Annotated in this window: 21 protein-coding genes and 25 pseudogenes; 14 read left to right on the top strand and 32 right to left on the bottom strand. The window is 72.6% G+C overall.

Annotation, left to right across the window (positions count from 1 at the left end; translation table 11 throughout):
* Positions 1–519: 519 nt before the first annotated feature.
* Together UK94_RS35360 and UK94_RS00385 are read right to left on the bottom strand one after the other, a co-directional pair.
* Positions 520–837: pseudogene (locus UK94_RS35360) on the bottom strand (NYN domain-containing protein); the annotation flags it as partial.
* A gap of 1 nt (position 838) precedes the next feature.
* Positions 839–1,830, bottom strand: a 992-nt coding sequence (locus UK94_RS00385) for a hypothetical protein (protein WP_235485980.1), incomplete at its 3' end; no start/stop codon positions are given.
* Between the two features lie 491 nt (positions 1,831–2,321).
* Here UK94_RS00385 and UK94_RS00380 point away from each other — a divergent pair.
* Positions 2,322–3,668 (top strand): DUF4352 domain-containing protein, encoded by a 1,347-nt coding sequence (locus tag UK94_RS00380; protein WP_055748240.1) that lies wholly within the window; start codon positions 2,322–2,324, stop codon positions 3,666–3,668.
* A 95-nt stretch (positions 3,669–3,763) separates the two neighbouring features.
* Here the strand turns inward: UK94_RS00380 and UK94_RS35355 are convergent.
* From UK94_RS35355 to UK94_RS00370, 3 genes and pseudogenes are all read right to left on the bottom strand, one after another.
* Positions 3,764–3,933 (bottom strand): annotated as a pseudogene (locus UK94_RS35355) (HIT family protein); the annotation flags it as partial.
* A 1-nt stretch (position 3,934) separates the two neighbouring features.
* Positions 3,935–4,159, bottom strand: a 225-nt coding sequence (locus tag UK94_RS35350) for an HIT family protein (protein ID WP_235485978.1), incomplete at its 3' end; no start/stop codon positions are given.
* 98 nt (positions 4,160–4,257) lie between these two features.
* On the bottom strand, positions 4,258–4,671 hold the full coding sequence (locus tag UK94_RS00370; protein WP_041939637.1) for a VOC family protein: 414 nt from the start codon (positions 4,669–4,671) through the stop codon (positions 4,258–4,260).
* Positions 4,672–4,990: 319 nt separating this feature from the next.
* On the opposite strand from UK94_RS00370, the pseudogene UK94_RS35345 reads away from it, so the two are divergent.
* From UK94_RS35345 to UK94_RS35335, 3 pseudogenes are all read left to right on the top strand, one after another.
* Positions 4,991–5,158 (top strand): annotated as a pseudogene (locus UK94_RS35345) (exonuclease domain-containing protein); the annotation flags it as partial.
* Between the two features lies 1 nt (position 5,159).
* A pseudogene (locus tag UK94_RS35340) lies at positions 5,160–5,771 on the top strand (exonuclease domain-containing protein); the annotation flags it as partial.
* Between the two features lies 1 nt (position 5,772).
* Positions 5,773–6,733, top strand: a pseudogene (locus UK94_RS35335) (endonuclease); the annotation flags it as partial.
* 113 nt (positions 6,734–6,846) lie between these two features.
* On the opposite strand, the pseudogene UK94_RS35330 reads toward UK94_RS35335, so the two are convergent.
* The 10 genes and pseudogenes from UK94_RS35330 to UK94_RS75655 all read right to left on the bottom strand — a co-directional run.
* Positions 6,847–7,480 (bottom strand): annotated as a pseudogene (locus UK94_RS35330) (cytochrome b); the annotation flags it as partial.
* A gap of 1 nt (position 7,481) precedes the next feature.
* Positions 7,482–7,657 (bottom strand): annotated as a pseudogene (locus UK94_RS35325) (cytochrome b); the annotation flags it as partial.
* 1 nt (position 7,658) lies between these two features.
* Positions 7,659–8,266: pseudogene (locus tag UK94_RS35320) on the bottom strand (cytochrome b); the annotation flags it as partial.
* Position 8,267: 1 nt separating this feature from the next.
* Positions 8,268–8,410, bottom strand: a pseudogene (locus UK94_RS72465) (hypothetical protein); the annotation flags it as partial.
* 46 nt (positions 8,411–8,456) lie between these two features.
* A pseudogene (locus UK94_RS35315) lies at positions 8,457–8,857 on the bottom strand (Rieske (2Fe-2S) protein); the annotation flags it as partial.
* Positions 8,858–8,894: 37 nt separating this feature from the next.
* On the bottom strand, positions 8,895–9,791 hold an 897-nt coding region (locus UK94_RS00355), incomplete at its 3' end, for a (2Fe-2S)-binding protein (RefSeq protein WP_235485976.1).
* Positions 9,788–10,102, bottom strand: a pseudogene (locus UK94_RS35310) (cytochrome c); the annotation flags it as partial. The gene UK94_RS00355 and the pseudogene UK94_RS35310, both read right to left, overlap by 4 nt.
* 1 nt (position 10,103) lies before the next feature.
* A partial coding sequence (locus UK94_RS00350; RefSeq protein WP_235485975.1) for a cytochrome c occupies positions 10,104–10,702 on the bottom strand: 599 nt, incomplete at its 3' end.
* Between the two features lie 5 nt (positions 10,703–10,707).
* A pseudogene (locus UK94_RS00345) lies at positions 10,708–11,193 on the bottom strand (heme-copper oxidase subunit III); the annotation flags it as partial.
* Between the two features lie 31 nt (positions 11,194–11,224).
* Positions 11,225–11,274: hypothetical protein (locus UK94_RS75655; RefSeq protein WP_313949434.1), on the bottom strand; the 50-nt coding region annotated here is incomplete at its 3' end.
* Between the two features lie 509 nt (positions 11,275–11,783).
* Here UK94_RS75655 and UK94_RS00340 point away from each other — a divergent pair.
* Positions 11,784–12,275: a hypothetical protein gene (locus tag UK94_RS00340; RefSeq protein ID WP_055748235.1), complete on the top strand. Its 492-nt coding sequence runs from the start codon at positions 11,784–11,786 to the stop codon at positions 12,273–12,275.
* Positions 12,276–12,485: 210 nt separating this feature from the next.
* On the opposite strand, the pseudogene UK94_RS35300 reads toward UK94_RS00340, so the two are convergent.
* From UK94_RS35300 to UK94_RS00320, 5 genes and pseudogenes are all read right to left on the bottom strand, one after another.
* A pseudogene (locus UK94_RS35300) lies at positions 12,486–12,773 on the bottom strand (SseB family protein); the annotation flags it as partial.
* Between the two features lies 1 nt (position 12,774).
* A pseudogene (locus UK94_RS35295) lies at positions 12,775–13,058 on the bottom strand (SseB family protein); the annotation flags it as partial.
* A 200-nt stretch (positions 13,059–13,258) separates the two neighbouring features.
* Positions 13,259–13,855: a DUF3501 family protein gene (locus UK94_RS00330; protein ID WP_011606223.1), complete on the bottom strand. Its 597-nt coding sequence runs from the start codon at positions 13,853–13,855 to the stop codon at positions 13,259–13,261.
* A 134-nt stretch (positions 13,856–13,989) separates the two neighbouring features.
* Positions 13,990–14,430 (bottom strand): rubrerythrin family protein, encoded by a 441-nt coding sequence (locus UK94_RS00325; RefSeq protein ID WP_011606224.1) that lies wholly within the window; start codon positions 14,428–14,430, stop codon positions 13,990–13,992.
* The gene (locus UK94_RS00320; protein ID WP_050997216.1) at positions 14,417–14,896 is read right to left on the bottom strand and encodes a transcriptional repressor; all 480 of its coding nucleotides are present in this window, start codon (positions 14,894–14,896) and stop codon (positions 14,417–14,419) included. The genes UK94_RS00325 and UK94_RS00320 overlap by 14 nt, the downstream gene beginning before the upstream one ends.
* A 411-nt stretch (positions 14,897–15,307) precedes the next feature.
* On the opposite strand from UK94_RS00320, the gene UK94_RS00315 reads away from it, so the two are divergent.
* Both UK94_RS00315 and trpD read left to right on the top strand, forming a co-directional pair.
* Complete coding sequence (locus tag UK94_RS00315) at positions 15,308–15,736, top strand: response regulator (RefSeq protein ID WP_011606227.1); 429 nt, start codon at positions 15,308–15,310, stop codon at positions 15,734–15,736.
* A gap of 116 nt (positions 15,737–15,852) precedes the next feature.
* Entirely contained in the window at positions 15,853–16,962 is a 1,110-nt protein-coding gene (trpD, locus tag UK94_RS00310; RefSeq protein WP_055748499.1) for an anthranilate phosphoribosyltransferase, read from the top strand.
* Between the two features lie 142 nt (positions 16,963–17,104).
* On the opposite strand, the gene UK94_RS00305 is transcribed toward trpD, so the two are convergent.
* The 7 genes and pseudogenes from UK94_RS00305 to coxB form a co-directional block, all read right to left on the bottom strand.
* Positions 17,105–17,506 (bottom strand): cytochrome c oxidase subunit 4, encoded by a 402-nt coding sequence (locus UK94_RS00305; protein WP_041939640.1) that lies wholly within the window; start codon positions 17,504–17,506, stop codon positions 17,105–17,107.
* Between the two features lie 14 nt (positions 17,507–17,520).
* Positions 17,521–18,162 (bottom strand): annotated as a pseudogene (locus UK94_RS35290) (cbb3-type cytochrome c oxidase subunit I); the annotation flags it as partial.
* Position 18,163: 1 nt separating this feature from the next.
* Positions 18,164–18,286: pseudogene (locus tag UK94_RS35285) on the bottom strand (cbb3-type cytochrome c oxidase subunit I); the annotation flags it as partial.
* 1 nt (position 18,287) lies between these two features.
* Positions 18,288–18,678 (bottom strand): annotated as a pseudogene (locus UK94_RS35280) (cbb3-type cytochrome c oxidase subunit I); the annotation flags it as partial.
* Position 18,679: 1 nt separating this feature from the next.
* A pseudogene (locus UK94_RS35275) lies at positions 18,680–18,956 on the bottom strand (cbb3-type cytochrome c oxidase subunit I); the annotation flags it as partial.
* A 1-nt stretch (position 18,957) separates the two neighbouring features.
* Positions 18,958–19,194 (bottom strand): annotated as a pseudogene (locus UK94_RS35270) (cytochrome ubiquinol oxidase subunit I); the annotation flags it as partial.
* Between the two features lie 5 nt (positions 19,195–19,199).
* Positions 19,200–20,174, bottom strand: a complete 975-nt coding sequence (coxB, locus tag UK94_RS00295) for a cytochrome c oxidase subunit II (RefSeq protein WP_041939642.1) — start codon at positions 20,172–20,174, stop codon at positions 19,200–19,202.
* 245 nt (positions 20,175–20,419) lie between these two features.
* Here coxB and UK94_RS00290 point away from each other — a divergent pair, with 245 nt between their 5' ends.
* Entirely contained in the window at positions 20,420–21,568 is a 1,149-nt protein-coding gene (locus UK94_RS00290; protein WP_055748233.1) for a cysteine desulfurase family protein, read from the top strand.
* Positions 21,569–21,814: 246 nt separating this feature from the next.
* Complete coding sequence (locus tag UK94_RS00285; protein ID WP_083866885.1) at positions 21,815–22,099, top strand: sulfurtransferase TusA family protein; 285 nt, start codon at positions 21,815–21,817, stop codon at positions 22,097–22,099.
* 67 nt (positions 22,100–22,166) lie between these two features.
* Here the strand turns inward: UK94_RS00285 and UK94_RS35265 are convergent.
* From UK94_RS35265 to UK94_RS00275, 5 genes and pseudogenes are all read right to left on the bottom strand, one after another.
* Positions 22,167–22,610, bottom strand: a pseudogene (locus tag UK94_RS35265) (PfkB family carbohydrate kinase); the annotation flags it as partial.
* Between the two features lies 1 nt (position 22,611).
* Positions 22,612–22,889: pseudogene (locus UK94_RS35260) on the bottom strand (carbohydrate kinase family protein); the annotation flags it as partial.
* A 10-nt stretch (positions 22,890–22,899) separates the two neighbouring features.
* Positions 22,900–23,147 (bottom strand): PfkB family carbohydrate kinase (locus tag UK94_RS35255; protein ID WP_235485973.1); only part of this gene is annotated, 248 nt, incomplete at its 3' end.
* A gap of 246 nt (positions 23,148–23,393) precedes the next feature.
* A pseudogene (locus UK94_RS72460) lies at positions 23,394–23,439 on the bottom strand (iron-sulfur cluster insertion protein ErpA); the annotation flags it as partial.
* 20 nt (positions 23,440–23,459) lie between these two features.
* Positions 23,460–23,708, bottom strand: a 249-nt coding sequence (locus tag UK94_RS00275) for an iron-sulfur cluster assembly accessory protein (protein ID WP_235485971.1), incomplete at its 3' end; no start/stop codon positions are given.
* 588 nt (positions 23,709–24,296) lie between these two features.
* Between UK94_RS00275 and nadA (UK94_RS00270) the strand changes: the two are divergent.
* The 5 genes and pseudogenes from nadA (UK94_RS00270) to UK94_RS35240 form a co-directional block, all read left to right on the top strand.
* Positions 24,297–25,254: pseudogene (gene nadA / locus UK94_RS00270) on the top strand (quinolinate synthase NadA); the annotation flags it as partial.
* Between the two features lies 1 nt (position 25,255).
* The coding region (gene nadA, locus UK94_RS35250) for a quinolinate synthase NadA (protein WP_235485969.1) at positions 25,256–25,487 on the top strand (232 nt) is incomplete at its 5' end.
* A 36-nt stretch (positions 25,488–25,523) separates the two neighbouring features.
* On the top strand, positions 25,524–26,101 hold a 578-nt coding region (locus UK94_RS00265), incomplete at its 5' end, for a DUF3043 domain-containing protein (RefSeq protein WP_235485967.1).
* An 80-nt stretch (positions 26,102–26,181) separates the two neighbouring features.
* Positions 26,182–26,295, top strand: a pseudogene (locus UK94_RS35245) (aldo/keto reductase); the annotation flags it as partial.
* A gap of 1 nt (position 26,296) precedes the next feature.
* Positions 26,297–26,456: pseudogene (locus tag UK94_RS35240) on the top strand (aldo/keto reductase); the annotation flags it as partial.
* Position 26,457 lies beyond the last annotated feature (1 nt).

Here is a 26,457-nt window from a genome sequence, read left to right as displayed (position 1 = left end):
CCGCCACGCGGAGACGGCCTGCGTCGCGCAGGGTCGTCGACCTGCGCCTCGACATGGCGGGCCGCTCAGCCGGCGCGACGCGGCGGGCGAGCCGCCGGGCGCGCGGCATCGCCGGGCACGCGCTCGAGTACCGAGCCGGCCAGCGCCTCCAGCGGCGGCAGCAGGCCCGCGGCGGCCAGCACGGCAAGCGCGCGACGCTCCTGCGCGTCCCACACCAGNCCCCCGTCCGCGAACATGACGGTGACGACGCAATCGGCGCACCGGGCGCCGCGGCCGACACAGGAGTCGCAGTCGATCAGCATCGCACTCACCTTCCCGAGGTCCGGCCGGTGACGGCTGGCGACACAATCCGCGCACCGATGTCCCGACGTGATCGACGGTAGGACCCGGGTCCGACAATTTTCGGCGGCCACCGCCGGTGAAGGGTCGTGATCCGCGGGACGAGCGGGGGCGGGGAGACGACACCGCCGCCACTCAGAGACGAGTAGCCATGACCCTGGGCGGTGCGGACACGCTCGTCTAGCGGTCGAGCCGCGCCAACAGGGCCGCCGACGGCACCGCCCGGGCACCGGCCGCGGCGCTGTTCTCCGCCACCTCCCGGTCGGAGGTGACGACGAAGACCGGCCGACCCTGGGGCTCCATCCGGACCAGCCGGACGATCTCCTCGTCGGCGAGCTGGCCGGGCCGGCTGAACAGGACCCGAACACCCCGGGGCATCGTGACGCCGACCGGGCGGGCGACGACCGCGGTCGCGTCGAAGACGACCGTGACCTCGCTGTCCGGGTTGCGCCCGGCAAGCGCGCCGAGCCCGGACAGCAGACGTTCCCGCTGCGCCTGNAGGGTGAGCCGGCCGTAGCCGCGTTTGGTCACGTTGTACCCGTCGATGATCAGATGCACGCCGGGCACGGCGAGCACCTCGTCGATGAGGGTGGGATCGTCGTCGGGCCGCCCGCGGGCCCCGACGAACGCCTGCGGCGCGCTGCTCGGCCCGTCGCCGCCGCGGGCCAGCAGGTCCGCCGGCCGGGCGACCATCGTCGGCAGGTCGAGCTCGCGGCGCACACCGTGGGCCGAGGCGATGAGCGTGTCGAGCAGGACGCGCATGCGGGCGTCGTCCACGCTGCGGGAGTCGCGGGAGTCCCGGCGCGCGGCGGCCAGGGCGCTCTCCAGCTCGGCGACCCGGCCACGTAGCCGACGCACCTCCACCTCGGCGTCACGACCGGCGGCGAGCGCCGCGTCCCGCACCGACTCGGCCGCGACCACCGACTCCCTGGCGGCCTCCTCGGCGCGGCGGATCCGATCCGAGGACGCCCGCAGTCGCCGCCGGGTCTCCTCCGCCTCGGCGCGTGCCGCCGCGAGGCGTTCACGCACCTGCCCCAGCTCGTCGGCGGCGCTGCGCTGGTGCGCGGCGAGCTGCTCGGTGAGCCGGCGGATCGTCCGTTCGGCCTCGTCCGCCCGGCCGCGGACCTCCGCCTCCGCGGCCGAGGCCGAGGCCAGCTCGACCAGCTCGGGCCAGTGCGGGACCCGCAGCAGGTAGGCCACCGCCGCGACCTTCTCCGGCGGGGCGGCCGGCGGGGGCCCATCGGCGGAATCGGCAGCCTCGGCCAGCTCCGGCTGATGCCGGCGGATCCATTCGGCGACGCGGCCGCGGAACACGTCGTTGTCGACGGCGGCGGCCAGCGGGATCGCGCCCACCTTCGCCCGCCGGGACGCCTTGAACCGGCGCACCGCGGCGAGCGACGGCGGCACGTCGGACTCGGGCAGATCGGCGAGAGTCTGCGCGGCGAGCTCGATGACGTACTCCCGCACGGACGCGGGCAGCGGACCCGTCACAGCATGCTCCCCGCCGGGCCGGTCGCCACGGACACGGCCCGGACGGCCCGCGCCGAGGACACGACCGACGCAGCACCCACCATCCCGGCGGCAGGCCGGTGGGAGAGGCCGCCTGGCGCGGTTGGAGCACCGACCGGGACGGCCCGCGGTCCGGACCCGGGCAACGCGGGTTGAGGTCCCGTGCGGAAANGTCCGTCAGCGTCCGGACGACGCGGGAAAGCCGACGGGCCGCGTCTCCGACGGCTCCTCCGACCGGCCAGACAGCAAGGCACGTAGGGACTCCGGAGCCGACGGGAAGAACGATGAAGGTACAGCGTATCGAGAGAGCTCAGAGGGCTCACGCGGACCACCGGTGTGGGATCTAGGACCGGTGAGCCGCGCCGGGGCAGGCATTGTCTCACGGGAAAGCCTGCTTATGTAGCCTCGCGTGGTGCGTTCCCCAGCGTGCGATTTATTCCAAACGCGGCCCGGCTGCGCCGGAGAGGATCATCGTGACCGACCAGAACCCCCCTCACCAGCCCCCCGGCGGTGACGGGAGCCAGGAGACGTGGAAGCAGCCGAGCAACCCCTGGCACCAGTCCGCGCAGACGCCGGGCAGCGGCGCGACGCCCGGCCCGTCCGGGTCCACTCCTGCGCCGGCCCCGTCGTGGGGCGCCGCCCCGGACCGGTCCGACGAGCAGACCCGGCTCGCCTGGTCCGCCGACACCCCTGCCCCTTCGGGTGGGACCTCCCCGAGCGGGCCGCAGGTCCCTGGGCCCGCCACCCCCGGGCAGCCGTGGGCGGCGGGACCGCGCCCCGGCGGTGAGCAGTCCTGGCCGCCGCCGCAGCAGCCCGGCGCCGGCTCCACCGGCTGGGGGCAGCCGGGCGCGGGACAGCCCGGCGCCGAGCAACCGGGCTGGGGGCAAGCCGGTGGGGGGCAGCAGGCGTCCGACCAGCAGAGCTGGGGGCAACCCGGTGGGGGGCAGCCAGGCACGGAGCAGCAGGGCTGGGGACAGCCGAGCGGCTGGCCCCAGGCCGGCTACCCGCCCGGTGGCACCGGGGCCTACCAGGGCGGCCCGGCGTACCAGGGGCCGGCAGGCTACCCGGGCGCGCAGGGCTCCTACCAGCAGAATCCACCCGGTGGCTGGCAGCCGGGCGCCGCCTGGCAGCAGGGCGGCTGGCAGCAGGGTGCCCCGCCCCCGCCGCCGCCGCGGCGGCGCAACCCGCTGTTCGTGATCGTGCCGCTCGCCGTCGTCGCCGCGATCGTCGTCGGGGTGGTGATCGCGCTCGCGGTGGGGGGCGACGACTCGAACGACCTCTCCGCGCCGGTACCGCTGCCCTCGTTGAGCGCACCCGCGCTTGCGGTACCGACGTCACCCGCGCCCAGTGCCACCGCGACCGGCCCGATCGGCGTCTCGAACTGTGTCGCGGTCACCCCACAGGGTGCGCCGGGGGCCGGCGCGGCCGCCATCGGCGGCTCGGGGACCGTCGTCGGCGAGGCGAACTCGTCCGTCAGCGACTTCGAGGCACGGGTGACCCTCAACAGCGTCTGCTCGACGACCGGCAAGGTGACCGAGTACGGCGACCCGCCGACCCAGGGTGCCTACTACATCGTCAACGTGACGGTCGAGGTGAGCCGCGGGGACACGTCCGCCTCCCCGTCGGACTTCTACATCCAGACCCCGGACGGGACGCGCTACGACGGCAGCTACGAGAACGTGGAGCCGCGGCTGTCCGCGTCGACGGTGAAGGCCGGCCAGAAGGTGCGCGGCAACGTCGTCATCGACGCGCCGCCCGGGCACGGCGTGCTGCACTGGGAGCCGCTGTTCGCGGTCAGCCCGGCCATGTTCCAGCTCTGAGCCCGTCGGGTCCCACCGGAGCCCCCCCACCCGGCCCGCCGCGGGCACGCCGGGTGGGGTGGACCATCGCCGGATCCATCCCACCCGGCCGCACGTCAGCCGACGGCGGCGCGGATCCGCTCCGCCACGGCGTCGAGCTCGGCCGAGTCCGGGTCGTGGTCGGCGAGCGTGAAGTCGATCTGCGACTCGTTCTCGATGGGCAGCAGGTGCACGTGCACGTGTGGCACCTCCAGCCCGGCGACGAGCGCCGCCACCCGCCGGGGCCNGAACGCGGCGTCGATGGCCCGGCCGACCGTCGCGGCGGCGGTCCACAGCGCCGTCTGGACGTCGTCGGGCAGGTCGATCCAGTGGTCGATCTCGGCGCGCGGGACCACCAGCGTGTGGCCCGGCCGGATCGGGGCGATCGTCAGAAACGCGACCGTGTACTCATCGGAGTACACGATGCGCCCGGGAAGCTCGCCGTTGATGATCCGGGTGAAGACGCTCGGCATGGCTCACGACCCTATCGACCCGGTCATCCGCTCGCCGGCCGGTCATCAGTGGACCGGTCATCCATCGCGGGACCGGTCATCCACCGGTGGACCGGTCATCAGACGAAGGGCCGGGCGAAGCCGGTCGGACCGGCCGTCATCACCCGGAACTCGTTGCCCTCCGGATCGGACAGGATGTAGCCGCGCTCCCCGTCGTCGTCGTAGCGGCCGACCCGGCGGGCGCCGAGGGTCGACAACCAGCCGATGACCCGCTCGGCGTCCACCGCGTAGAGGTCGAGATGCAGCCGACTGGGACCGCCGCCGCGGCGGGCGCCCGGCCGCAGCAACAGCTTCGGCCCCGCCCCGGCGGGATGACGCAGCAGAGCCGCGTCGTCGTCGCGCCGGTCCACCTCGTACCCCAGCGCGGCGGACCAGAAGCGCACCATCACGTCCACGTTCGCGCAGTCCACTGCGACCCGCCCCACCCGAATGCCGTTCGTTTCAAACCACGCCACCTGCGCATGATTTCGCATTCCAGGCGGGTTGGCCTGCCGAGTGGCCGCCACGTGTCTCCGGNGTGGCGCCACAAGGGGCGCGGGACAGCCCCGACGGGACCACAACGACACCCGCGGGGGGACCCGTCACGTCCCCTGTGGACGCCTCCCGCGCCCCGAGCCTGAACCGACCCGTGCCAGAACTGTCGGCGGTGGGGCTTACCGTGACGCCGTGCGCCCGGACCCCGCTCCCGTCGACCGCTCCCTCGTCGACCGCCCCGCCATCGACCGCCCCGCGGCCGACCGCCCACCCGTCGACCGCCCACCCGTCGCCCGCCCGCCCGTCGACCGCGGTGGCGTGCCCGCGCATCGGCAGGCCAGCCTCGACGAGCTCGGCCGGCCGCTGTCCGATCTGACGTTCGTCGTGGTCGATCTGGAGACGACGGGGACCTCGGCGGCGACCAGCGAGATCACCGAGATCGGCGCGGTGCGGGTGCGTGGCGGCGAGGTGCTCGCGGAGATGTCCNCCCTGGTCCGCCCGAGCGCAGGTATCCCGCCGATGGTCTCGGTGATCACCGGGATCACCGACGCGATGGTGGCGACGGCCCCCGCGGAGGCCGAGGTGGTGCCGACGTTCCTGGAGTTCGCCCGCGGTGCCGTGCTGGTCGCCCACAACGCGCCGTTCGATCTCGGCTTCCTGCGGGCCGCGGCGCAGCGCTGCGGCTATCCGCCACCCGCCTGGGAGCATCTCGACACCCTGCGCATCGCGCGGCGGCTGGTCAGCCGGGACGAGGCTCCCGACTGCCGGCTGGCCTCGCTGGCCCGGCTGTTCCGCAGCTCGACCGAGCCCTGCCACCGGGCGCTGGCAGACGCCCGCGCCACGGTGGACGTGCTGCACGGGTTGTTCGAGCGCCTCGGCAACGCCGGCGTGCGCACGCTGGAGGAGCTGCACGAGTACAGCGCCCGGGTATCCCCGGCTCAGCGGCGCAAGCGGTACCTCGCCGACGGGCTGCCCACCGGCCCGGGCGTCTACATCTTCCGGGACGCCGACGGACGGGCCCTCTATGTCGGCACCTCTCGGTCGGTCCGGTCCCGGGTGCGCACGTACTTCACGGCGAGTGAGCCCCGCACCCGGATGGNGGAGATGGTGGCACTGGCCGAGCGGGTGGACGCCATCGGCTGCGCGCACGCCCTGGAGGCCGAGGTGCGGGAGCTGCGGCTGATCGCGGAGCACAAGCCGCCGTACAACCGACGCTCCCGCTTCCCGGAACGCACCGTGTACCTCAAGCTCACCGACGAGCCGTTCCCCCGGCTTTCCCGGGTGCGCGCCGCGCGGGACGAGGCGACCTACCTCGGTCCGTTCGCCAGCACCCGGGGCGCCGACGACGCGGCCGACGCGCTGCTCGCCGCCGTGCCGCTGCGCCAGTGCACCGGCCGGCTCTCGCCACGCGCCCGCCGCCCCGCCTGCGCCCTGGCCGACCTGGGCCGGTGCGGGGCACCCTGCGACGGCCGGGAGGACGTCGCCGCCTACGCCCGCCACGTCGCCGCCGCCCGGGCGGCCATCACGGGCGATCCGGGGCCGGTCATCGCGGCGTCGACGCGGCGTATCGACCGCCTGGCCGGCGAGCGGCGCTACGAGGAGGCGGCCGTCCACCGCGACCGGATGGTGTCGTTCGTCCGCGCCGCGGCCCGCGGTCAGCGGCTGGCCGCGCTGACCCGCATCCCGCAGCTCGTCGCGGCGGCGCCGACCGCGCAGGCCGGCTGGGACCTGGCGGTGGTCCGGCACGGCCGGTTGGTGTCAGCGGCGAACGTGGCTCCCGGCATCGACCCGCGGCCCTGGGTCGACGCCGCGGTCGCCAGCGCCGAGACGGTGCGACCACAGCCGGGGCCCGCGCCGTGCGCCTCCGTCGAGGAGACCGAGCGGATCGCCCGCTGGCTGGCCGGCTCCGGGGTGCGGCTCGTGCGCCTCGACGGCGAGTGGAGCTGGCCGGCGGCGGGTGCCAGCCGCGACGCGCTGCGCTACGCCGAGCTCCACCGTTCCCCCGACAGCCCGGAGCAGGCGCCTGGCCGGCGCGCCGAGGGCGAGCGTCCCCGCCGCTGACCACACCCGGCGAGCTCGGCAGTCGCGGCAAAGGCCGCGGGGCCGGCCCGCCGCGACGGCGGACCGGCCCCGCGGCCGGTGTCAGCTCAGCGCTGACGGAGTCGGTGCCGGCGTCAGTGCCTGCCGCCGCCGACCGGTGCGCTCGGACCGCCCGGACCGGTCTCCTTCTCCTCGACGAAGAAGCCACCCACGGCCTTGCCGGCGCGGCGGGCGAGGCCCTTGCCGTGACCGTCCCCGTCCCCGTGGCCGTTCGCCGACGGCAGCGCGAACCGGTCGTTCGTGACCAGCGGATGGTCGGGTACCGGGGTCGGCTTCGGCCGGTGGTCCTCCACGAACTCCCCGCTGGGGAGCTGGCGGATGATGCCGGTCTCGATGCCGTGGTGCTCGACCTCGGCGTCCTTCGCCTGGAGGGCAAGGCAGATCTTCTTCGTGATCGCGTACGCGATCGGCGGGACGATGATCAGACCGATGCGGCCGGCCCACGTCATCGCGTTCAGCGAGATGCTGAACGTCTTCGCGATGACGTCGTTACCACCCGAGATCCACAGGACCAGGTAGAAGCTGATCGACATCGCGCCGAGCGCTGTCCTGGTCGGCGCCTCCCGGGGTCGCTGGAGCAGGTTGTACGACTTGGTGTCGCCGGTGAACCTGGCTTCCAGGAACGGGTAGAGCGCCAGCAGCGTGAACAGGATGCCGGGCAGGACCGCCGTCGGCCAGAACACGGCCGGGACCGTATGGCCGAGGCCGNGGAACTCCCACGGTGGCATCAGTCGGGTCGAGCCGTCGAGGAAGCCGATGTACCAGTCGGGCTGGGACGCCGAGGAGACCTTCGACGGGTCGTACGGACCGAACATCCAGATCGGGTTGATCTGCGCGAGGCCACCGAGCAGGGCGAGCATCGCGAAGACCATCATGAAGAACCCGNCGGACTTCACCGCGAACACCGGGAAGACCCGGTGGCCGACGACGTTGTGCTCGGTCTTGCCCGGGCCGGGGAAGTCGGTGTGCTTCTGGTGCCACAGGATGCCCATGTGCGCGCCGATGAGGGCGAGCAGCACCCCGGGCACCAGCAGAATATGGATCACGTAGAGCCGGGGCAGGAAGTTGTCACCCGGGAACTCGCCGTTGAACACCAGGAACGACGCCCACGTCCCGATGATCGGGATGGACTGGGCGATCGAGGCGGCGATCCGCAGACCGGTGCCGGAGAGCAGGTCGTCCGGCAGCGAGTAGCCGGCGAAGCCCTCGAGGATGGCGAGGATCAGCAGGCCGACCCCGATCAGCCAGTTGACCTCGCGCGGCTTGCGGTAGGCGCCGGTGAAGAACACCCGGAACAGGTGGACGACGATCGACGCGACGAAGACCAGCGCGGCCCAGTGGTGGATCTGGCGGAACACCAGTCCGGCCCGGGTGTCGAAGCTGATGTCGAGCGTCGAGGCGTACGCCCGGCTCATCTCCACGCCCTTGAGCGGGACGTAGGAGCCGTTGTAGATGACCTCGGTGTTCGACGGGTCGAAGAACAGCGTGAGGTAGNTGCCCGTGAGCAGCAGGACGATGAAGCTGTAGAGCGCGATCTCCCCGATCATGAACGACCAGTGGTCGGGGAAGACCTTGTTCAGGTTGCGCCGCAGCCCGGCCTGGGTGCCGAACCGCTCGTCGATGGCGCGGTTGGCCTTGNGGACCGGGGTCGGCCGCTTGACGAACTCCGGTGGGGATGCGGTTGTCATGAGCGCTCCCAGAAGGCGGCACCGACCGGCTCGTCGTAGTCACCGTTGCGGGCGTACAGGAATCCGTCGTCGTCCACGGCGATGGCCAGCTGCGGCAGCGACCGGCTGGCCGGACCGAAGATCGCCCGGCAGCCGTCCAGCACGTCGAAGACCGACTGGTGGCAGGGGCAGAGCAGGTGGTGCGTCTGCTGCTCGTACAGGCTCACCGGGCAACCGGCGTGCGAGCAGATCTTGGAGTAGGCGACGTGGCCGTCGATGGACCAGTTCTCCCGCCCCTTGCGCGGGCGGTCGACCCCCGGAGGCAGGCGGATGAGGATCGTGGTGCTGTCCGCCTTGGTGTGCACGTCGGTCTTCGGCTTGTAGGTGGTCGTGCCGTCCGACTCGGTCACCGGGATGGNCGGGAAGACGGTCTCGATGCCGCCGATGGAGATGTNCCCGAGCTTGACCAGGCGGCCGTCCTCGGTGACCAGGCGCGCGCCCTTCACCCAGGAGGTGTGGTCGAGCTTCTTGCCCGGCTTGGAGTTGGTCAGGTTGAGCAGCGGCACGACGATCAGGCCACCGAGCACGGTGCCGGCGCCCAGCAGGGTGCGTCGCAGCAGCGGGAAGCGGGCGAGACCGGTGTCGGCGAAGCCGGCGGTGATCTCCGCCTCGGTGACCGCGATCTCCTCCTTGGCGGAGGTGAACTCGTGGCGCTCCTGGACGGCCTGCTCGTGCGGCATCAGCCGCTTGGCCCACAGGATCATGCCGATGCCGAGCCCGCCGACGGCCAGGCCGAGCGCCGAACCGAGGCACGGCGTGTAGTACGCCTGGTGCTTGTCACCGACGAAGTTCGTGATGACGAACCCGACGGTGCCGACCACCGAGATCAGGAACCAGCAGGCGATCAGCCGCTCCGCCCGCCGTTCGGCGCGGCGGTCGACGTCCTCGGCGCGCGGCGGGCGGACGGTGACCCCGCCACCGCCGCCGGCGTGCGTGCCGTAGGACGGCTGCGCCACCCCGGCGTCGCCGGTCCGCATCACCGTGGTCTCGGGATCGCGGGTGGAGTCCGTCTGGTGCGGCGGGGTGCCCAGGGCCTCCGGGCCGTCGGAGGTGCCGGCCGGGATGTCCGGTCCACCGGCCGAGATCCCCGACCCCCCGGCGGCGGCACCCGACGTGTCGACCGGGTGCTTGGCCCGCTTGAAGATGCTGCTCATCGAGTCCTGGTCCGACTTGTCTGCCGGCTCACCCTGGTAGCCCGCGTAGTGCACGCGTTCCTGGGCGGAGTCGCCCGGCTGGTCCCCTCCGCCCGAGCCCGCCGGTCCCGGCGTCCCCGGGCCCGTCTGGTCACTCATACCTTCTGCCTCGCTCCGATCCACAGGCACACGACGAGCAGGCCACCAATGCCTACCAGCATGGCCAGCAACCCTTCGGGCACCGGACCGTACTTACCGAGGCTGAAACCACCGGGGCTCTTGGTGTCGGTCAGGTGCTTGATGTAGGCCGCCACGGCGGCGGCGTCCTCGTCGTTGAGCTGACGGTCCCCGAAGACCGGCATGGACTCCGGCCCCGTGCGCATGGCCTCGACGATCTGCTTCGGAGTGGACTCGCTCAGCGAGGGCGCAAACTTACCGTAGGTCAGCGGAGCACCCTGGGCGACGGCCTGNTGGCACTGCGCGCAGTTGGCGCGGTAGAGCTCGCCGCCGTGAGCCAGGTCTGCGTCGCTGAGCTCCTTGTCGGTGACCTTGGGCACCTCCGGGCCACCGCCGAGGCTCGCGACGTACGCGGAGAGCTGGTCGATCTGCGTCGCCGAGTAGATCGGCGGCTTGCGGTCGGCCTGCGCGGCCGGGGCGGCCAGCGGCATGCGGCCGGTCGAGACCTGGAAGTCCACCGCGGCGGCGCCGACGCCGACGAGGCTGGGACCGGTGTTCGAGCCCTGGGCGCCGAGGCCGTGGCAGGTCGAGCAGCCCTGCAGGTACAGGGCGCGACCCTGCCGGACGGCCTCGTTGGCGTCCGCCGTCTGCGCGGCGTTGCCACTGGGAGCCAGCATCGTCCACAGCACCCCGGTGGCCATCAGGCCGAGCACGAGGACGAGGGCGGAGGATCTCCGGCGCCGGCGCGCGGACGGACCACGCTTGCGCGCGGACGTGTCGCGCTTGCGCGCGGACCGCTTCGTGGCGGCGACCGGCGCCGCGACCTCGCTCGGCGCGGAGTCCGACGAGGCTTCCGGCGGCGTGTCCGACGGTGTGCCCGAGGTTTCAGTCATGTCGCTCACTGGAGGAGGTAGATGGTCGCGAACAGGGCGATCCAGACGACGTCGACGAAGTGCCAGTAGTACGACACGACGATCGCCGATGTCGCCTTCTCCGGCGTGAAGCGCCCGAACGTCGATCGGCCCAGCACCATGACGAAGGCGACGAGACCACCGATGACGTGCAGCCCGTGGAACCCGGTGGTCAGGTAGTACACCGAGCCGTAGGCGTGCGACGCCATCGTGAACTTGTTTTCGCCGAAGTACTCGTTCGCCTGGCCGCCAACGAAGACGAGGCCCATGATCAACGATGCCAGGTACCAGCGCCGCAGTCCGTGGACGTCACCGCGCTCGGCGGCGAACACCCCGAGCTGGCAGGTGACGCTGGACAGCACCAGGATCACGGTGAAGAACAGCGCGTACCCGACGTGCAGCTCCACGGGGCCGTGTTCGGAACCGGCGGGATCACCCGTCACGGGCGGCCAGTTGCCGCTGTTGACCGAACGNATCGNGAAGTACATCGCGAACAGGGACGCNAAGAACATCAGCTCCGACGACAGCCACACGACCGTGCCGACCGAGACCATCGAGGGACGGTTGGCCGTCGGGTGTGGTGGAGGAGCCTTCTCGAGGACGGGGGCTGAGGCCACGACGGTCATTCTGGCACGCGACGCTCCAGGCGCCACCGTAGGTTCGACGTTCGGTAGGACTACGANGCGTCGATGACCGGCCCGAGGCCCCGTGCGGACCACCCCACGCACCGCACAAATCGCTGCGCCGCAGCGGAAACCGCAGGTCCTCGGGCCGCTGCGGCGGGGGGCGAAAAAACCATGACGACCGGTGCCCTTCCGGCGGATGTTGCGTGCCTCACCCGTCGGACGTCCACCTCAGGAGCCGGGTCGCCCGGCCCGGTGGAGCCGGGCCGGACGGCACGGCCCACGTGGCCCTCCGCGCGTCGCGCGACCGCCATAGCCGATCGAAACGGCAGGTCAGAGCGCCTACCGGGCGCCGCGAACACCCAGTCGACCGCCGAGCCGAGAGGGTGACCGACTGGAACGGAGCCGGGCCGGTGGCCGGAAGGAGTTCGAGGTTCTCGATGCGATGGCCCTGGCGGTCCGGGCGCACCCCGCCGCCGATCCTGGTCGACGACGGCTCACTCGCCGTCCTCGCCTCCTCGTTCGATCCGGCCGCCGGGGAGGGGCCGGCCCTGGCCGCCCTGGCCGCTGCCGGCCACCCAGCCGACGCCCCCGTGCTGCTCCGCCACCTGTTCGCCCTCCCCGACCCCTCCGACGCGCCCGGCCAGCCCGACACGCCCGCCCAGCCCGACACGCCCGGACCGCCCGAAGGCGCCGGAGCGTCGAGTTCCGGAGCAGGCGAGGCGGCGCTGAGGACCGCGGTCGAACGGGACGGCTACGAGGTCCACCGGCTGGGCGAGCGGCTCGCCGTGACCCGCCAGGTGGTCCCGACGATCCTGGCCGTGGCCCAGGAGCGGGCCCGGATGACGGGCCTGGAGACCCGCCTGCCCGTCGCCTACCTCGGCTGGCAGGCGCTGGCCCCGCCGCCCGCCCGGACGTCGAACCCACCGTGAGAGCGCGCACCCGCGTGAGATCAGGTGGTGGCACGCGGGAGGCGCCGCGGCGGGTAGCTGTCCTGTGGCCGAACTGCCGGCGGACCGGTCTTCAGCATCCGTTCTTCAGCATCCGTGGGTGATCGGCGGGATACGGGACCTGCCGAACAGGTGAGCCGAGCCGGCCGCACGCCCGGGCGGAAGGCGTGCGGCCTGGCGGAGGCCACGAGGTCAGGCGGACATGGCGGCGAGTGCCCGCAGGCCCTCCGCCGGCAGGGCGATCCCGGCTTCGGAACCCGGATCGACCGCCAGCAGCAGGTCGTCCGACGGCCAGATCCGACCGAGGGTCGCGATCTGCACCGTGCGGTAGCGGGCGACGTCGGGCAGGGCCTCGGTCAGGCGCTGCTCGGAGGTGAACGTCGGGACGAACTGAGTGCCGTCCTGACGCTCCGCAACGGGAAGTTGCAGAACCTCGCTCTCCTCGGAGAGGTCGGTGATCTCGTCGCCGAGGTCGGGGAGNAGGACGTCCGCGAGGGCGAGGTCACCGAGCGCGGAACGCTCGTCCTCCCCGTCGGCCAGACGGTGCAGCGCGTCGAGCGCCGCCGCGCCCTGCTCGGACGCCCGGCCACCGGCCGTCGGCCCCCGCCCGGTACCCCCGGCCGGCCCGGGGGCGCCGCCGTTCGCGCCGGCGAAGTCCGGGTCGCGGCCGGGGACTGCGCGGGACGGGTCCGAAGCGCCGCGGGACAGGTCGGGAGCTGGTGAGCCGGCGGACGCGAGGTCGGGACGTAGCTGGTCATCGGTCACGGGTGACTCCCTTGACGTGGATGAACGTGCTGACGTGAGTGCCGTAAGTGCCGTAAGCCCTTCGCCTACCCGGTCGCGGGCGCTCCGAACGGATGGCCCCCGACAAATCTCGCCNGCCGCCCCCAGCGGCCCATCGACCTCCTGCTTCCTCGACTACCTGTTCCCCGGATCGGTGGCCCGCACGAGGGACGGCGGGTCGGTCAGGGGCGCAGGGCGAGGTCGGCGATGAGGGCGCGGCGGGTGGCGCCGGTCAGGGGGGTGGAGTCGCTGTACTCGGCGTGGTCGACGACGAGTTCGGCGGGGACGTCCGGATCGCGGAAGGCGTCGCGCAGCTCGTCGGTGAGCACGAAGCGGACCATGTGGACGGAGACCGTCTCGGACGGGACGTCGGGGTCCTCGTCGAGGCCGGGGATCTCCTCCCCCGCGACGCGGGTCCCGCCGATCTCCAGGGCCAGGCTGTGCTGCAGGCCGGCGAGGCGGCTGAGCTCCTCGCGCACCGTCTCGAGCACGTTGAGCTCGATGAACACGGTGGCGGTCAGGACGTGGCTGCCGGGCAGCAGGCGGGAGTACGCCTCGATCTCGTGGGCGACGTCGGCAGACGCCGTCAGTCGCTCGGTGTAGACCATCTCCTGCACCTGGTAGCGCAGGGTCTGCTCGTTCTCGAACTCGGCGAGGACGATGTCGCCGACCCGGACGCGGCGCTCGGCGCGCACGGGAAGCATCTGGCGGCGCAGCTGCGGGCGGCTCTCCGCGTACGCCTGGTGGTCGGTGGTGATGTCGGCGACGGTCAGCGCCATGGCGCGGCCTCCTGTCCGGAAGCGTGGAGTGGGTGTCGTCGGGGGTAGAACACGTCGGGGGTAGAGCACGGCGATGGCCGGCTCCGGCGGAAGGATGCCCGGAGCCGGCCACCGACGTGGTGCGCAGGCGCCGATCAGGCGTCGGCGGTCTCCTCGGCGTTGAGGGCGTCGAGGGCCTTCTTGAACCGGCCGGCGTGGGTCTTCTCGGCGCGGGCGAGGGTCGAGAACCAGTCCGCGATCTCCTCGAAGCCCTCCTCGCGGGCGGTCTTCGCGAAGCCGGGGTACATGGCGGTGAACTCGTAGGTCTCGCCGGCCACGGCGCTGGCCAGGTTCTTGGCGGTGGTGCCGAGCGGCTCGCCGGTGGCCGGGTCGCCGACCTCGGCGAGGAACTCCAGGTGCCCGAAGGCGTGCCCGGTCTCGCCCTCCGCGGTGTCGCGGAACAGCGACGAGGCGTCGGTCAGACCCTCGATGTCGGCACGGCGGGCGAAGTACAGGTAGCGCCGGTTGGCCTGGCTCTCGCCGGCGAACGCCTCCTTGAGGTTCTCGTGGGTCTTGGTGCCGTCAAGCTTCGGCATGAAGCGCTCCTTTGGCGTGGGTGTTCACTGTCGGGCCGGTCCCGCCCGCGGCGCGGGCCGGATCGGAGCCGTTCGCCTGACAGTCCGGGCACATGCCCCGGAACTGCAGGTCGTAGCCGGTGATGGCGAAGCCCGAGCGACGGGCGATCTCCGCCATCATTCCGTCCGGCACGGGGTGATCGATGTCGACCGCGCGGCCACAGCCGTCGCAGACCGCGTGGTCGTGGCGGCGGGTGTTGGCGTCGTACCGGGCCGCCGCGCCGTCGCCCAGGTTGAGTTCCAGCGCCCGACCGGTCGACACCAGCAGCGCGAGGGTGCGGTACACCGTAGCGCTGCCGATTCGCGGCGAGGCACGGCGTACCCGCTCGTACACCTCGGCCGCGGTGGGATGGTCGTCGGCGGCCCGTAGGACCTCCAGAACGGCCATCCGTTGCGGGGTCAGTCGAAGATCAGCCAGGTCGGTCATGGATCACGCCCGTCGGTCGCAGCGGAACCCGCCGCCCGTGCCTGCGGGCGAACGCCCGGCGACCGTGCCGACGGAGGGCTCCGCTGGTTGAGAACGACTCTCACTATCACCGATGTTCCCGCCTCCTGGCAACTGTTCCCGACTCCTGGCAACCGCTCCGGCCACCGACGCACGCGGCGGGCCGGCCCGGCACACCCGTGGCCGCGGACCGGGTGGACAACGGCGTGACGGCGTGACGTGACCCCACGACCGGGTAATCTTCGGAGCGGATCGCGCCGGTCATCCGGTCGCTCCCGCTCGCCCGCGATCGCCCGCCCCGCGCGGGTCCGGTCGCGGTCGCGGCGGGGAGCGGCGGTCCGCCCCGGGCCGCCGGTCGGCGGTGGCCACCTGATGCGAAAGGCCGTGGACGCCATGAGCACAGTCCTCGTCTACGCCGACCGCGCCGACGTGCGCGCGCGCGTCATCGCCGCGATCGGTCGACTGCCCGCCGCCGACCTCGGCCCGCTGGAGTTCGTCGAGGCCGCGGACGCGGCCGCGGCGATCGACGTCGTCGATCACCACGAGGCCGATCTCTGCATCTTCGACGGCGAGGCCACCCCCACCGGCGGCATGGGCCTGTGCCGCCAGTTGAAGAACGAGGTGGCCGACTGCCCGCCGACGGTCCTGCTCGTCGCGCGCGCCGACGACCGGTGGCTGGCCACCTGGTCGCAGGCCGACGCCGTCGTCGCCCACCCGGTCGACCCCGGCCGGCTCACCGAGGCCGTCGTCACGCTGCTGCGCGCACGGGCCGGCGGCGCGGCGGCCCGGCGGCCGCTGACGGGCGCCCAGCTCGCCGGCTGACACCGATGACCATCGAGGCCACCGTGCCGCCCGCCGTGTCACCCACCGGGCCGCTGGCCGGGCCCCCTGCCGGGCCCGGGCCACTTGCCGGGCCACCCGCCGGCTCGGCCTCGGCGGTGGCGAGCTGGCCGGAGCTGATCGGCGCCCTGCTCGCCCGCGAGTCCCTGGACTCCGCGCGGACGGCCTGGGCCATGGACCAGATCATGGCCGGCGCCGCCACCCCGGCCCAGATCGCCGGGTTCGCGGTGGCGCTGCGAGCCAAGGGCGAGACGCCGGCCGAGATCGGCGGCCTGATCGCGGCGATGCGCGCCCACGCCGCCCCGCTACGCATCCCCGACGAGATCCGGGCACGCGCGGTGGACACCTGCGGGACGGGCGGCGATCGGTCGAACACGGTCAACCTGTCCACGATGGCGGCCCTCGTCGTGGCCGGAGCGGGCGTGCCCGTGATCAAGCACGGCAACCGGGCCGCGTCGTCCGCCTGCGGCTCGGCCGACCTGCTCGCCGAGCTCGGAGTCGCCATCGACCTGCCGCCGGCCGGGGTCGAGGCATGCCTGCGGGCGGCCGGCATCGCCTTCTGCTTCGCCAGGATCTTCCACCCGGCGATGCGGCATGTCGGCGGCCCCCGCGCCGAGATCGGCGTGCCGACGGCCTTCAACATCCTCGGTCCGCTGACCAACCCGGCCGAGCCGGGCGCGCAGGCCGTCGGGGTCGCCGACGCCCGCCTCGCGCCGGTCGTCGCCCAGGTCCTCGCCGACCGCGGCACCCGGGCGCTGGTCTTCCGCGGCGACGACGGCCTCGACGAGCTCACCCCGACGACCACGTCCACCATCTGGGTGATCCCCGGCGGCCAGCCATCCGCCGCCGGCGAGGCGGCCGGCCAGACGGCCGCGCCGCCGCGCCGCGAGCAGTTCGACCCCCGCGACGTCGGCATCCACGTGCCGGACATCGCCGTCCTACGCGGCGCCGACGCCCCGCACAACGCCGCCGTCACCCGCGCGCTGCTCGCCGGCGAGCCAGGGCCGGTCCGCGACACGGTGCTGCTTGCCGCCGCCGCCTCGCTGGTCGCCGCGGCGGGGCCGACCGACGCCGCCATCACCGAGCAGATCGCCGCAGCGCTGCCCCGGGCCGCCCACGCCATCGACTCCGGCGCCGCCGCCGCAGTCCTGGACCGCTGGACGGACGCCAGCCAGGCCGCCGCCGCAGCCGCGGCCATCACCCGCTGAGCCGCCCCGCCCCACCCCCGGCACGGCGAGAACCCGCGGCGGGGCGCGCACGCGAAAGGGGCCGGCCAATGCCGAAGCATCTGCCGGCCCCGAAGGTGCGCGGGGCGCGGCCCGGGAGGTGTCCCGGGCCGCGGGGTGAGACTCAGTCCTCGGGCACCGGGGGGTGCCAGAAGTTCTCGAACACGAGGCAGGTCGCGAACACCACGACCATGGCCAGGCCGAGGACGAGCAGCCAGATCCCGAAGACGAGCCCCATCGCCGCCGTCACCGAGCTCGCGCCGATCAGGAACGGGTAGTAGCTGCCCGGCGTGAAGTGCCCGAGCTCGCCGGCACCGTCCGCCACCTCGGCGTCCGGAAGGTCCTGCGGGCGCATGCCGATCCGGCGGCCGGTGAAGATGAGGTAGCCGCCGACCAGCAGGCCCAACCCGGTGGTGAGCGTGAGCGCCGCGGTGCCGGTCGGGTCCTTCGCCCAGAACCAGTAGACCAGCGCCGCAGCCCCGGCGAAGACGCCGAAGAAGCTGAAGATGATGCCTTCCACCTTCATACGATCACCGCCTCCTAACCGATCTCGGGTGTCGCGTGGTAGTCGACCCGGCCCACCGTGGCCGGGAAGTGCAGGTCGAACGCGGGCCGCTCGGAGCGGATCCGCGGCAGCGTCCGGAAGTTGTGCCGCGGCGGCGGGCAGGAGGTCGCCCACTCCAGCGAGTTGCCGTAGCCCCAGGGATCGTCGACGACGGCGAGCTGGCCCTTGCGGTACGAGTGCCACAGGTTGTAGATGAACGGCAGCGTCGACAGGGCCAGCAGGAACGACCCCGCCGAGGAGAACGTGTTCAGGGTGGTGAAGCCGTCGGTCGGCGAGTAGTCGGCGTAGCGCCGCGGCATCCCGCGCAGACCCAGCCAGTGCTGCACCAGGAACGTGGCGTGGAAGCCGAAGAACACGGTCCAGAAGTGGATCTTCCCGAGCCGGTCGTTCATCATCCGGCCGGTGACCTTCGGGAACCAGAAGTAGGTGCCGGCGTAGGCGGCGAACACGACGGTTCCGAAGATCACGTAGTGGAAGTGGGCGACGACGAAGTAGCTGTCGCTGACGTGGAAGTCGATCGGCGGGCTGGCCAGCAGCACGCCGGTCAGACCGCCGAACAGGAAGGTCACCAGGAAGCCGAGGCTGAACAGCATCGGCGTCTCGAAGGTGAGCTGCCCNCGCCACATCGTGCCGATCCAGTTGAAGAACTTGATGCCGGTCGGCACCGCGATCAGGAACGACAGGAAGGCGAAGAACGGCAGCAGCACCGCGCCGGTGACGTACATGTGGTGCGCCCACACCNCGATCGACAGGGCGCCGATGCCGATGGTGGCGAAGACGAGGCCCTTGTAGCCGAACAGCGGCTTACGGGAGAACACCGGCAGGATCTCGCTGATGATCCCGAAGAACGGCAGCGCGAGGATGTAGACCTCGGGATGGCCGAAGAACCAGAACAGGTGCTGCCAGAGCAGCGCCCCGCCGTTCGCGGCGTCGAACACGTGCGCACCGAACCGGCGGTCGGCCTCCAGGGCCAGCAGCGCCGCGGCGAGCACCGGGAACGCGACCAGCACGAGGATCGAGGTGACCAGGAAGTTCCAGCAGAAGATCGGCAGCCGGAACATCGTCATGCCGGGCGCGCGCAGCGTCAGGATCGTGGTGATCATGTTGACGGCGCCGAGGATGGTGCCGAGACCNGACACCGTCAGGCCGACGATCCACAGGTCCGAGCCCGCCCCGGGCGAGTAGATCTCGTTGTTCAGCGGCGAGTAGGCGAACCACCCGAACGACGCCGCGCCGTTCGGGGTGAGGAACCCGGCCACCACCGTGAGGCTGCCGAACAGGAAGAACCAGTAGGACAGCGCGTTCAGCCGCGGGAAGGCGACGTCCGGCGAGCCGATCTGCAGCGGCACCAGGAAGTTCGCGTAGGCGAACGCGATCGGCGTCGCGAACATCAGCAGCATGAGCGTGCCGTNCATCGTGAACAACTGGTTGTACTGCTCGTTGGAGAAGTACTGCAGGCCCGGCCGCGCGAGCTCCGCCCGCATCATGACGGCCAGGATGCCGGCGAAGAGGAAGAAGGCGAACGAGGTCACGAAGTACATGACCGCGATGTCCTTGTGGGACGTCGTACGCAGGTAGCCGAGCAGGTTCGTCCGCTTGGGTAGGTGGGGTTGCTCGGGCTCGGCGTGGCCGACGCCCGACTCTTGCACGAGGGTCACTGTCCGCTCCCGGTGGTGGCGGTGGTTGCGGTGCTGGCGGCGGTCGTCGTCCCGGCGGACGTCGACGGAACAGACGCGTTCTGCCGCTCCGAGATGAACCTGTCGTACTCGTCCTGCGGCACGACCTTCACGTAGAAGTTCATCCGGTCGTGGTCGGTCCCGCAGAGCTCGGCGCACCGACCGATGAAGGTACCGGTCTTGGTCACCGTGAGCTCGAACTGGTTGATCCGACCGGGCACGACGTCCCGCTTGAACAGGAACTCGGGCACCCAGAAGGAGTGGATGACGTCCGGTGAGGTCTCCACGAACCGGATGGAGCGGTTCTGCGGCAGGACCAGCACCGCGGGCTCACCGGGCCGGCCGGTGACCTCGATCTGGTTCGGCCCCGTGTGACCGGCGCCGGGGTCGATGTACTTGAACTGCCAGTTCCACCGGAAGCCGATGACGTCCACCGTGACATCCGGCTTGGCCGAGAGCTTCGTGACCTTCGACTCGTCGCGGGCGGTGTAGAAGAACATCGCCCCGACGATCACGACGGGTATGACGGTGTACAGGATTTCGACGGGCAGGTTGTAGCGGATCTGGCGCGGGAGCACGTCGCTGCGCTTGCGGAAGGCGACGACCGCGTAGAGGATCATGCCCCAGACGATCACGCCGACGACGAGCGCGGCGATCGCCGAGCCCTGCCAGATGTTGAGCAGCCGCGGGGTGTGGTTGGTCACACCATCCGGGTAGCCGAAGTTGGGTCTGTCGCAGGCGGTCGCCGCGATCCCCACGACGGCGAGCGCGCCGACCAGGCGCAGGGGTCGGCGCACCGGCCGCGCCCGTCGCCTCCCATGGGCGCCGACCGTGCCAACCGCCTCGACCGCGTCGTTCGCGACCCCGCCCGCACTGCCGGAGTCAGCCGGCGTCGTCGGCGTGTCCTCGACATCCGCGACCGACGGCCGGGTCCGACCGAAGGATCTCCTCACCAGGTCCTGCCTCCCACGACTAGNGGCCCGCGTCGACGGGGCGGAGGCTGTCCGCCGCCATCCGCGAGACCCCAGAAACGCCATGTCACCCCGGTCGATCCCTCCGGACGACATGCTGTCTTCGACACGCTGTAGATGGTGCGGCAGCAGCGTATCTCAGCGGCCCGACAGCTTCTCGCCACAGGCCCCATCAAGGGCCTGTGACGCACGCCCCCCAGGACCCGTCACGGCGTAGCGTCGCAGTCGTGTCGGCCTATCTCGACCACGCGTCGACCACCCCCCTGCATCCCGCGGCCCGGGAGGCGCTCGGGGTGGCGCTCCAGGACGGCTGGGCGGATCCGGCGCGGCTCTACCGGGAGGGCCGGCGCGCCCGGATGCTGCTGGACGCCGCCCGCGAGACCGTCGCGGGCGTTCTCGGCGCCCGGCCCGACGAGATCAGCTTCGCGGCAAGCGGGACCGCGGCGGCCACGCTCGCGCTGCTCGGCACCGCGTCCGCCCGCCGCCGCGCCGGCGATCTGATCATGGTGAGCGCGGTCGAGCACTCCAGCGTGCTGCATGCGGCGCAGCACCACGAACAGGCCGGCGGGCGGCTCGTCGAGGTGGGGGTCGACCGTTTCGGGCGCGTCGATCCGGCGGCCTTCACGCCCCCTCCCGGGACCGCCGTGGCCAGCCTCCAGCACGCAAACCACGAGGTCGGCACCCTCCAGCCGGTCGCCGAGGTCGCTCAGCGGCTGCACGCCACGGGCGTCCCCCTGCACACCGACGCCGCCGTGACCGTCGGCCGGGTGCCCGTCGACCTGGGCGCGCTCGGCGCGAACCTACTGACCGCCAGCGCCCACAAGTTCGGCGGCCCGGCCGGGGTCGGCATCCTCGCGGTGCGCACGGGAACCCGCTGGCGCAGCCCTGGGCCGGCCGACGAGCGCGAGGGCGGGCGGGTCGCCGGCTACCCCGACGTCCCGTCGATCGTGGCCGCCGCCGCCGCGCTGGCCGCCCGCGCCGCGGAACTCGCGGCGGAGGGCCCGCGGCTGGCCGGCTACGTCCGCGACCTGCGGCGCCGGCTGCCCGAGCTCGTCGACGGAGTGGAGCTGCTCGGGGATCCGGACCAGGCTCCGACCGTGCCGCACATCACCGCGTTCTCCTGCCTGTACGTCGAGGGCGAGGCGCTGCTGACCGAGCTGGACCGGGCCGGCATCGCGGTCAGCTCCGGGTCGAGCTGCACCTCCGACACTCTGACCCCGAGTCACGTGCTGGTCGCGATGGGCGCGCTGACCCACGGGAACCTGCGCGTGTCCTTCGGCCGCGACTCCACCCGGGCCGATCTCGACGCGCTCCTCGACGTTCTGCCGGGCGTCGTACGGACCGTGCGGGCGCGCCTGGGAGCGGACGGGCTGTGACCGGACAGGCTGTGACGGGACGGGTCGTGACGGGTCGGGCAGTGACCGGACGGCCCGGGACGGGACGGGCTGTGACCGGACAGGCTGTGACCGGACGGCCCGGGACGACGCGACGTGTGGCCGTCCGGATCGGGACGGCGGACCCGGCGCGGCGGGCGACCAACGTCACCCGGATCCACCGACGCCCGGCCCGGCCCGGAACGGCCGGTGACCTGCCCGCTCAGGGCCTCGGGAGGTGAGCGGCGGATGACCGTGGACGGGCCGGCGGACGCCGGCACGAACCCCGATCGGGACATCGCCGCGCCGGCGGCGACGGTGGACTCGCGTGGTCGGCGCTGCCCACTGCCGATCATCGACCTCGCCCGTGCGTTCGCCTCGTTGGTGCCCGGCGCCACGATCGCCCTCTGGGCCGACGATCCGGCGGCGGGCCCGGACGTGGCGGCCTGGTGCCGGCTGCGGGGTCAGGAACTGGTGACGGTGCGCGCGCTGCCGGGCGGCGGCGAGGAGTTCGTCATCCGTCGCCTGGCCTGATCGAGCGGCCCGCGGTTCAGCCCGCCGGCCGGTTCAGCCGGCCGCTCGGTTCAGCCCGCCGGCCGGTTCAGACCGCGGGCAGGTGCTCGGCGATCTCGGCGGCCGCGTCGGCGCCGTAGGCCTCGGTGATCCGCTTGAGCATGTCGGACGGCTCGGCGGTGTACTCCTGCGTGCCGACGGTCTCCAGCACCAGGGTCGCGAGCAGGCAGCCGACCTGGGCGGAGCGTTCGAGCGGCAGCTCCCAGGACAGCCCGGCGAAGAACCCGGAACGGAACGCGTCGCCGACGCCCGTCGGGTCCGGAGTGGCCCGGGCGGGCACCACGGGGACGCGGATCGGGTCGCTCTCCGGCGCCTCGATCACCACGCCGTCCTTGCCGTGGGTGGTGACCCGCACGCCGACCTTCGCCAGGATCTCCGCGTCGCTCCAGCCGGACTTGCTGGCCAGCAGCGCCTTCTCGTACTCGTTGCAGAACAGGTAGGCCGCACCGTCGACGAGCTCGCGGATCTGCGGNCCCGCCAGCAGCGCCAGCTGCTGGGACGGGTCGGCGGCGAAGGCGTAACCGCGCTCGCGGCACTCCCGGCTGTGGCGCACCATCGCGTCCGGCGCGTTCGGGCTGATGATCACGACGTCCAGGCCGCCGAAGCGGTCCGCGATCGGCCCGAGCTCGATCTCGGCGGCCTCGTTCATCGCCCCCGGGTAGAAGGAGGCGATCTGGTTGAGATCCTCGTCGGTGGTGCAGACGAAGCGGGCCGTGTGCGCGATCTCACTGACCCGGATGGTGGTGGTGTCNACGCCGTGNCGGTCGAGCCAGGAGCGGTAGTCGGCGAAGTCCTCCCCGACGGCACCGACGAGGATCGGGTGCAGGCCGAGCTGGCCGAGACCGAACGCGATGTTGGCCGCGGTCCCACCGCGGCGGATCACGAGTTCGTCGACGAGGAAGGACAGCGACACGCTGTGGAGCTGATCGGCGAGCAGCTGCTCGGCGAAACGGCCCGGGAAGCGCATGAGGTGGTCGGTGGCAATGGAACCCGTCACGGCGATACGCACGATCGTGGAGCCTACCGGCACCTGTGGCGGTCCGGAACAGCCCCCGCCGCCGCGGGGAGACGCACGAAGCCCGGCCCGACCGTGGTGGGTCGGACCGGGCTTCGTGCATCAGGCACTATCCGGCGGCTCCCGCGGGAGCCGGCCACGACCTCCGGGCCAGTGGCGACCTCCGTGCCGCTGGTGAGAGGAATGCACCAGGGCTGACAGGCGGTCGCCGCGGGCGGCCCGGGTCGGCCGCTCGGTCGATCAGTGGAACGAGTCGCCGCAGGCGCAGGAGCCCTGCGCGTTGGGGNTGTCGATGGTGAAGCCCTNCTTCTCGATGGTGTCGACGAAGTCGATCGTCGCGCCGCCGAGGTACGGAGAGCTCATCCGGTCGAGGACGACCTTGACACCGGAGAAGTCCAGGACGGTGTCGCCGTCGAGGGACCGCTCGTCGAAGAAGAGCTGGTAGCGCATGCCCGAGCAACCCCCGGGCTGCACCGCGATGCGCAGCTTGAGGTCATCCCGGCCCTCCTGCTCCAGCAGGGTCTTGACCTTGCCGGCGGCCGTGTCGGTGAGGATGNCGGTCGAGGACTGNGTCGCGGTCTCCGTCGTGTCCTGAACGGTCATAAGGAGTACTCCTGCCCTTGCTGGACGTGCCTGAGGTGCCAGNCATCACTGGTTCCGGTCGGGTACTGCGCTTCCGGTCGGTTGCATCCGGTCGGGTACTGCCCGCGGCGAACCGAGTGGCCTCGGCGACGCCCCGGGCACGGCACAGCGTCTGCGCCGACGTTCATGCCCAACACCATGGGACGGGATCCGCTTCCCATCGTAGCGATGCCGACGGAGCCGAGCCACGGCGCCGACCGGTGGGCCACGAGACGCCGATCACCTCCGATCACCCTGGGTCGCCTTTTCTCACCTCGGGTCGCCTTCTCGCCTGCGGTCACCTTCGTGACCACGTTCACGTCCGGGACCGAAGCGGGCCGAACAGGTCGAACAAGCCGGCGCCCGACCGGCGGAGCTCCGCATACGATGGGCGCGGGGAGTTAGAGTCTCATCGACCATTCGCGGACGACCTCCGGCGGGATCGCCGGCCGGTCGGCGCGGACGACCAGGCGGCCAGGCTGCGGGCCGGTCGACCAGAGGAGCGCCATGACGATCAATCCNACCCTCGGGCGGGATCCGGCCCTCGCGCAGGTGGGCGTCACCCCGTCCCCGCTGGCCCTGCTGCTGCTCGGCCGCGGGTCGGACCCGGCAAGCGAGCGTGGCGTCGACTGCCCCGGCGAGCTGCCGCCGGCCGCCGACCCCACCCTCGCGGCCCGCGCCGCCGCCGCGAAGACCGCGCTCGGTGACCGGGTCTTCATCCTCGGGCACCACTACCAGCGCGACGAGGTCATCGCGTTCGCCGACGTGACCGGCGACTCGTTCAAGCTGGCCCAGCAGGCCGCCGCGCGTCCGCAGGCCGAGGCGATCGTCTTCTGCGGCGTCCACTTCATGGCCGAGAGCGCCGACATCCTCACCGGCGCGCACCAGCGGGTGATCCTGCCCGACCTCGCCGCCGGCTGCTCGATGGCCGACATGGCCACCGCCGAGCAGGTCGAGCAGGCCTGGGACGACCTGCTCGACGCCGGCGTCGCCGCGCAGACCGTCCCCGTCAGCTACATGAACTCCTCGGCCGCCATCAAGGCGTTCACCGGCCGGCACGACGGCACGATCTGCACCTCCTCGAACGCCCGGCGGGCGCTGGAGTGGGCGTTCGGCGAGCGCGGGGGGTCGAAGGTGCTGTTCCTGCCCGACCAGCACCTCGGTCGCAACACCGCCGTCGGCGAGCTGGGGATGACCGAGGCGGACTGCGTCGTCTACGACCCGCACCGGCCCGGCGGCGGGCTGACCCACCGCCAGCTCCGCGAGGCGAAGATGATCCTCTGGCGCGGGCACTGCTCGGTGCACGGGCGCTTCACCCGCGACAGCGTCGACGAGGTGCGCGCCCGCATCCCCGGGGTCACCGTCCTGGCGCACCCGGAGTGCCGCCGGGAGGTCGTCACGGCGGCGGACCTGGTCGGTTCCACCGAATACATCATCTCCGTCGTCGACGCCGCCCCGGCCGGCTCGGCGTTCGCCATCGNCACCGAGCTGAACCTCGTGCAGCGGCTGGCGAAGCGGCACCCCGACAAGACCATCGTCTTCCTGGACCGTACGGTGTGTTTCTGCTCCACCATGAACCGGATCGACATGCCGCACCTCGTCTGGGCGCTGGAGTCGCTCGTCCGCGGCGAGACGGTCAACCAGATCTCCGTCGACCGGGACGTGGCCACCTTTGCCCGGAAGGCACTCGATCAGATGTTGGCTCTGCCCTGATGGCCCTGCTGAAGCGGCGTGGCTCCNCCGAGGCCNACGCCGAACCGCTCGCCGAGCAGGTCGAGCTCGACGTTCAGGACCCGTCGGCCGACCCGCGGCGCACCGCGGCGAAGGGGCGTCCCACGCCGAAACGCTCGGACGCCCGGGCCGCCCGCGGCAGGACCGTCGCGCCGGCGGGCAAGGGCGCGAGCCGCCAGGACGCCAAGTCCGCCCGCCGCCGGCAGAGCCAGGAGTACCGGGCGGCGATGATGTCCGGGGACGTCAGCCGGCTGCCGCCGCGCGAGCGCGCCCCGGAGCGGGTGCTGGCACGCGACCTGGTCGACACCCGGCTCACCGTCGGCCCGTTCTTCCTGGTGGCCGCGGTCGTGTACTTCGTCGGCGGCCTGATCCCGAACGGCGTCGTCCGGCTCGCCGCGACCCTGCTGATGCTGCTCGGCATCATCGCGGTCGTCGTCGACTCGATCGTGCTCTCCTGGCAGGTGAGCCGTAAGGTCGCCGAGCGTTACCCGGACTCGCGGGTGCGGGTACGCGCCTACGCCGCGCAACGGGCCCTGCTGCCGCGCCGCTGGCGGCTGCCGCGCCCGCGGGTGTCCCGCGGCGACGCGCGGCCCTAGCCCTCAGCTGGGCTGCGAGCCCCGGCGTGGGTTACGCGGACCCTCGCCGGGGTGGGCGGACGCCGTCGTAGGTTTGTGATGTGAAGCATCGGCGCCTGGGGCGCAGCGGCCTGTCCGTCAGCGAGATCTCCTACGGAAACTGGATCACCCACGGTGATCAGATCGAGGCGGACGCGGCGACGGCCTGCGTGCGCNCCGCCCTCGACGAGGGCATCACGACCTTCGACACCGCGGACGTGTACGCGGGCACCCGCGCCGAGGCCGTGCTGGGCGACGCTCTCCAGGGCGTCCGCCGGGAGTCCTACGAGCTGTTCACCAAGGTCTACTGGCCGACCGGCCCCGGCGAGAACGACAAN

It is taken from the genome of Frankia sp. AvcI1 (genome assembly GCF_001420875.1).
GTDB lineage: Bacteria > Actinomycetota > Actinomycetes > Frankiales > Frankiaceae > Frankia > Frankia alni.
This window is presented reverse-complemented; position numbering and strand designations above follow the sequence as displayed.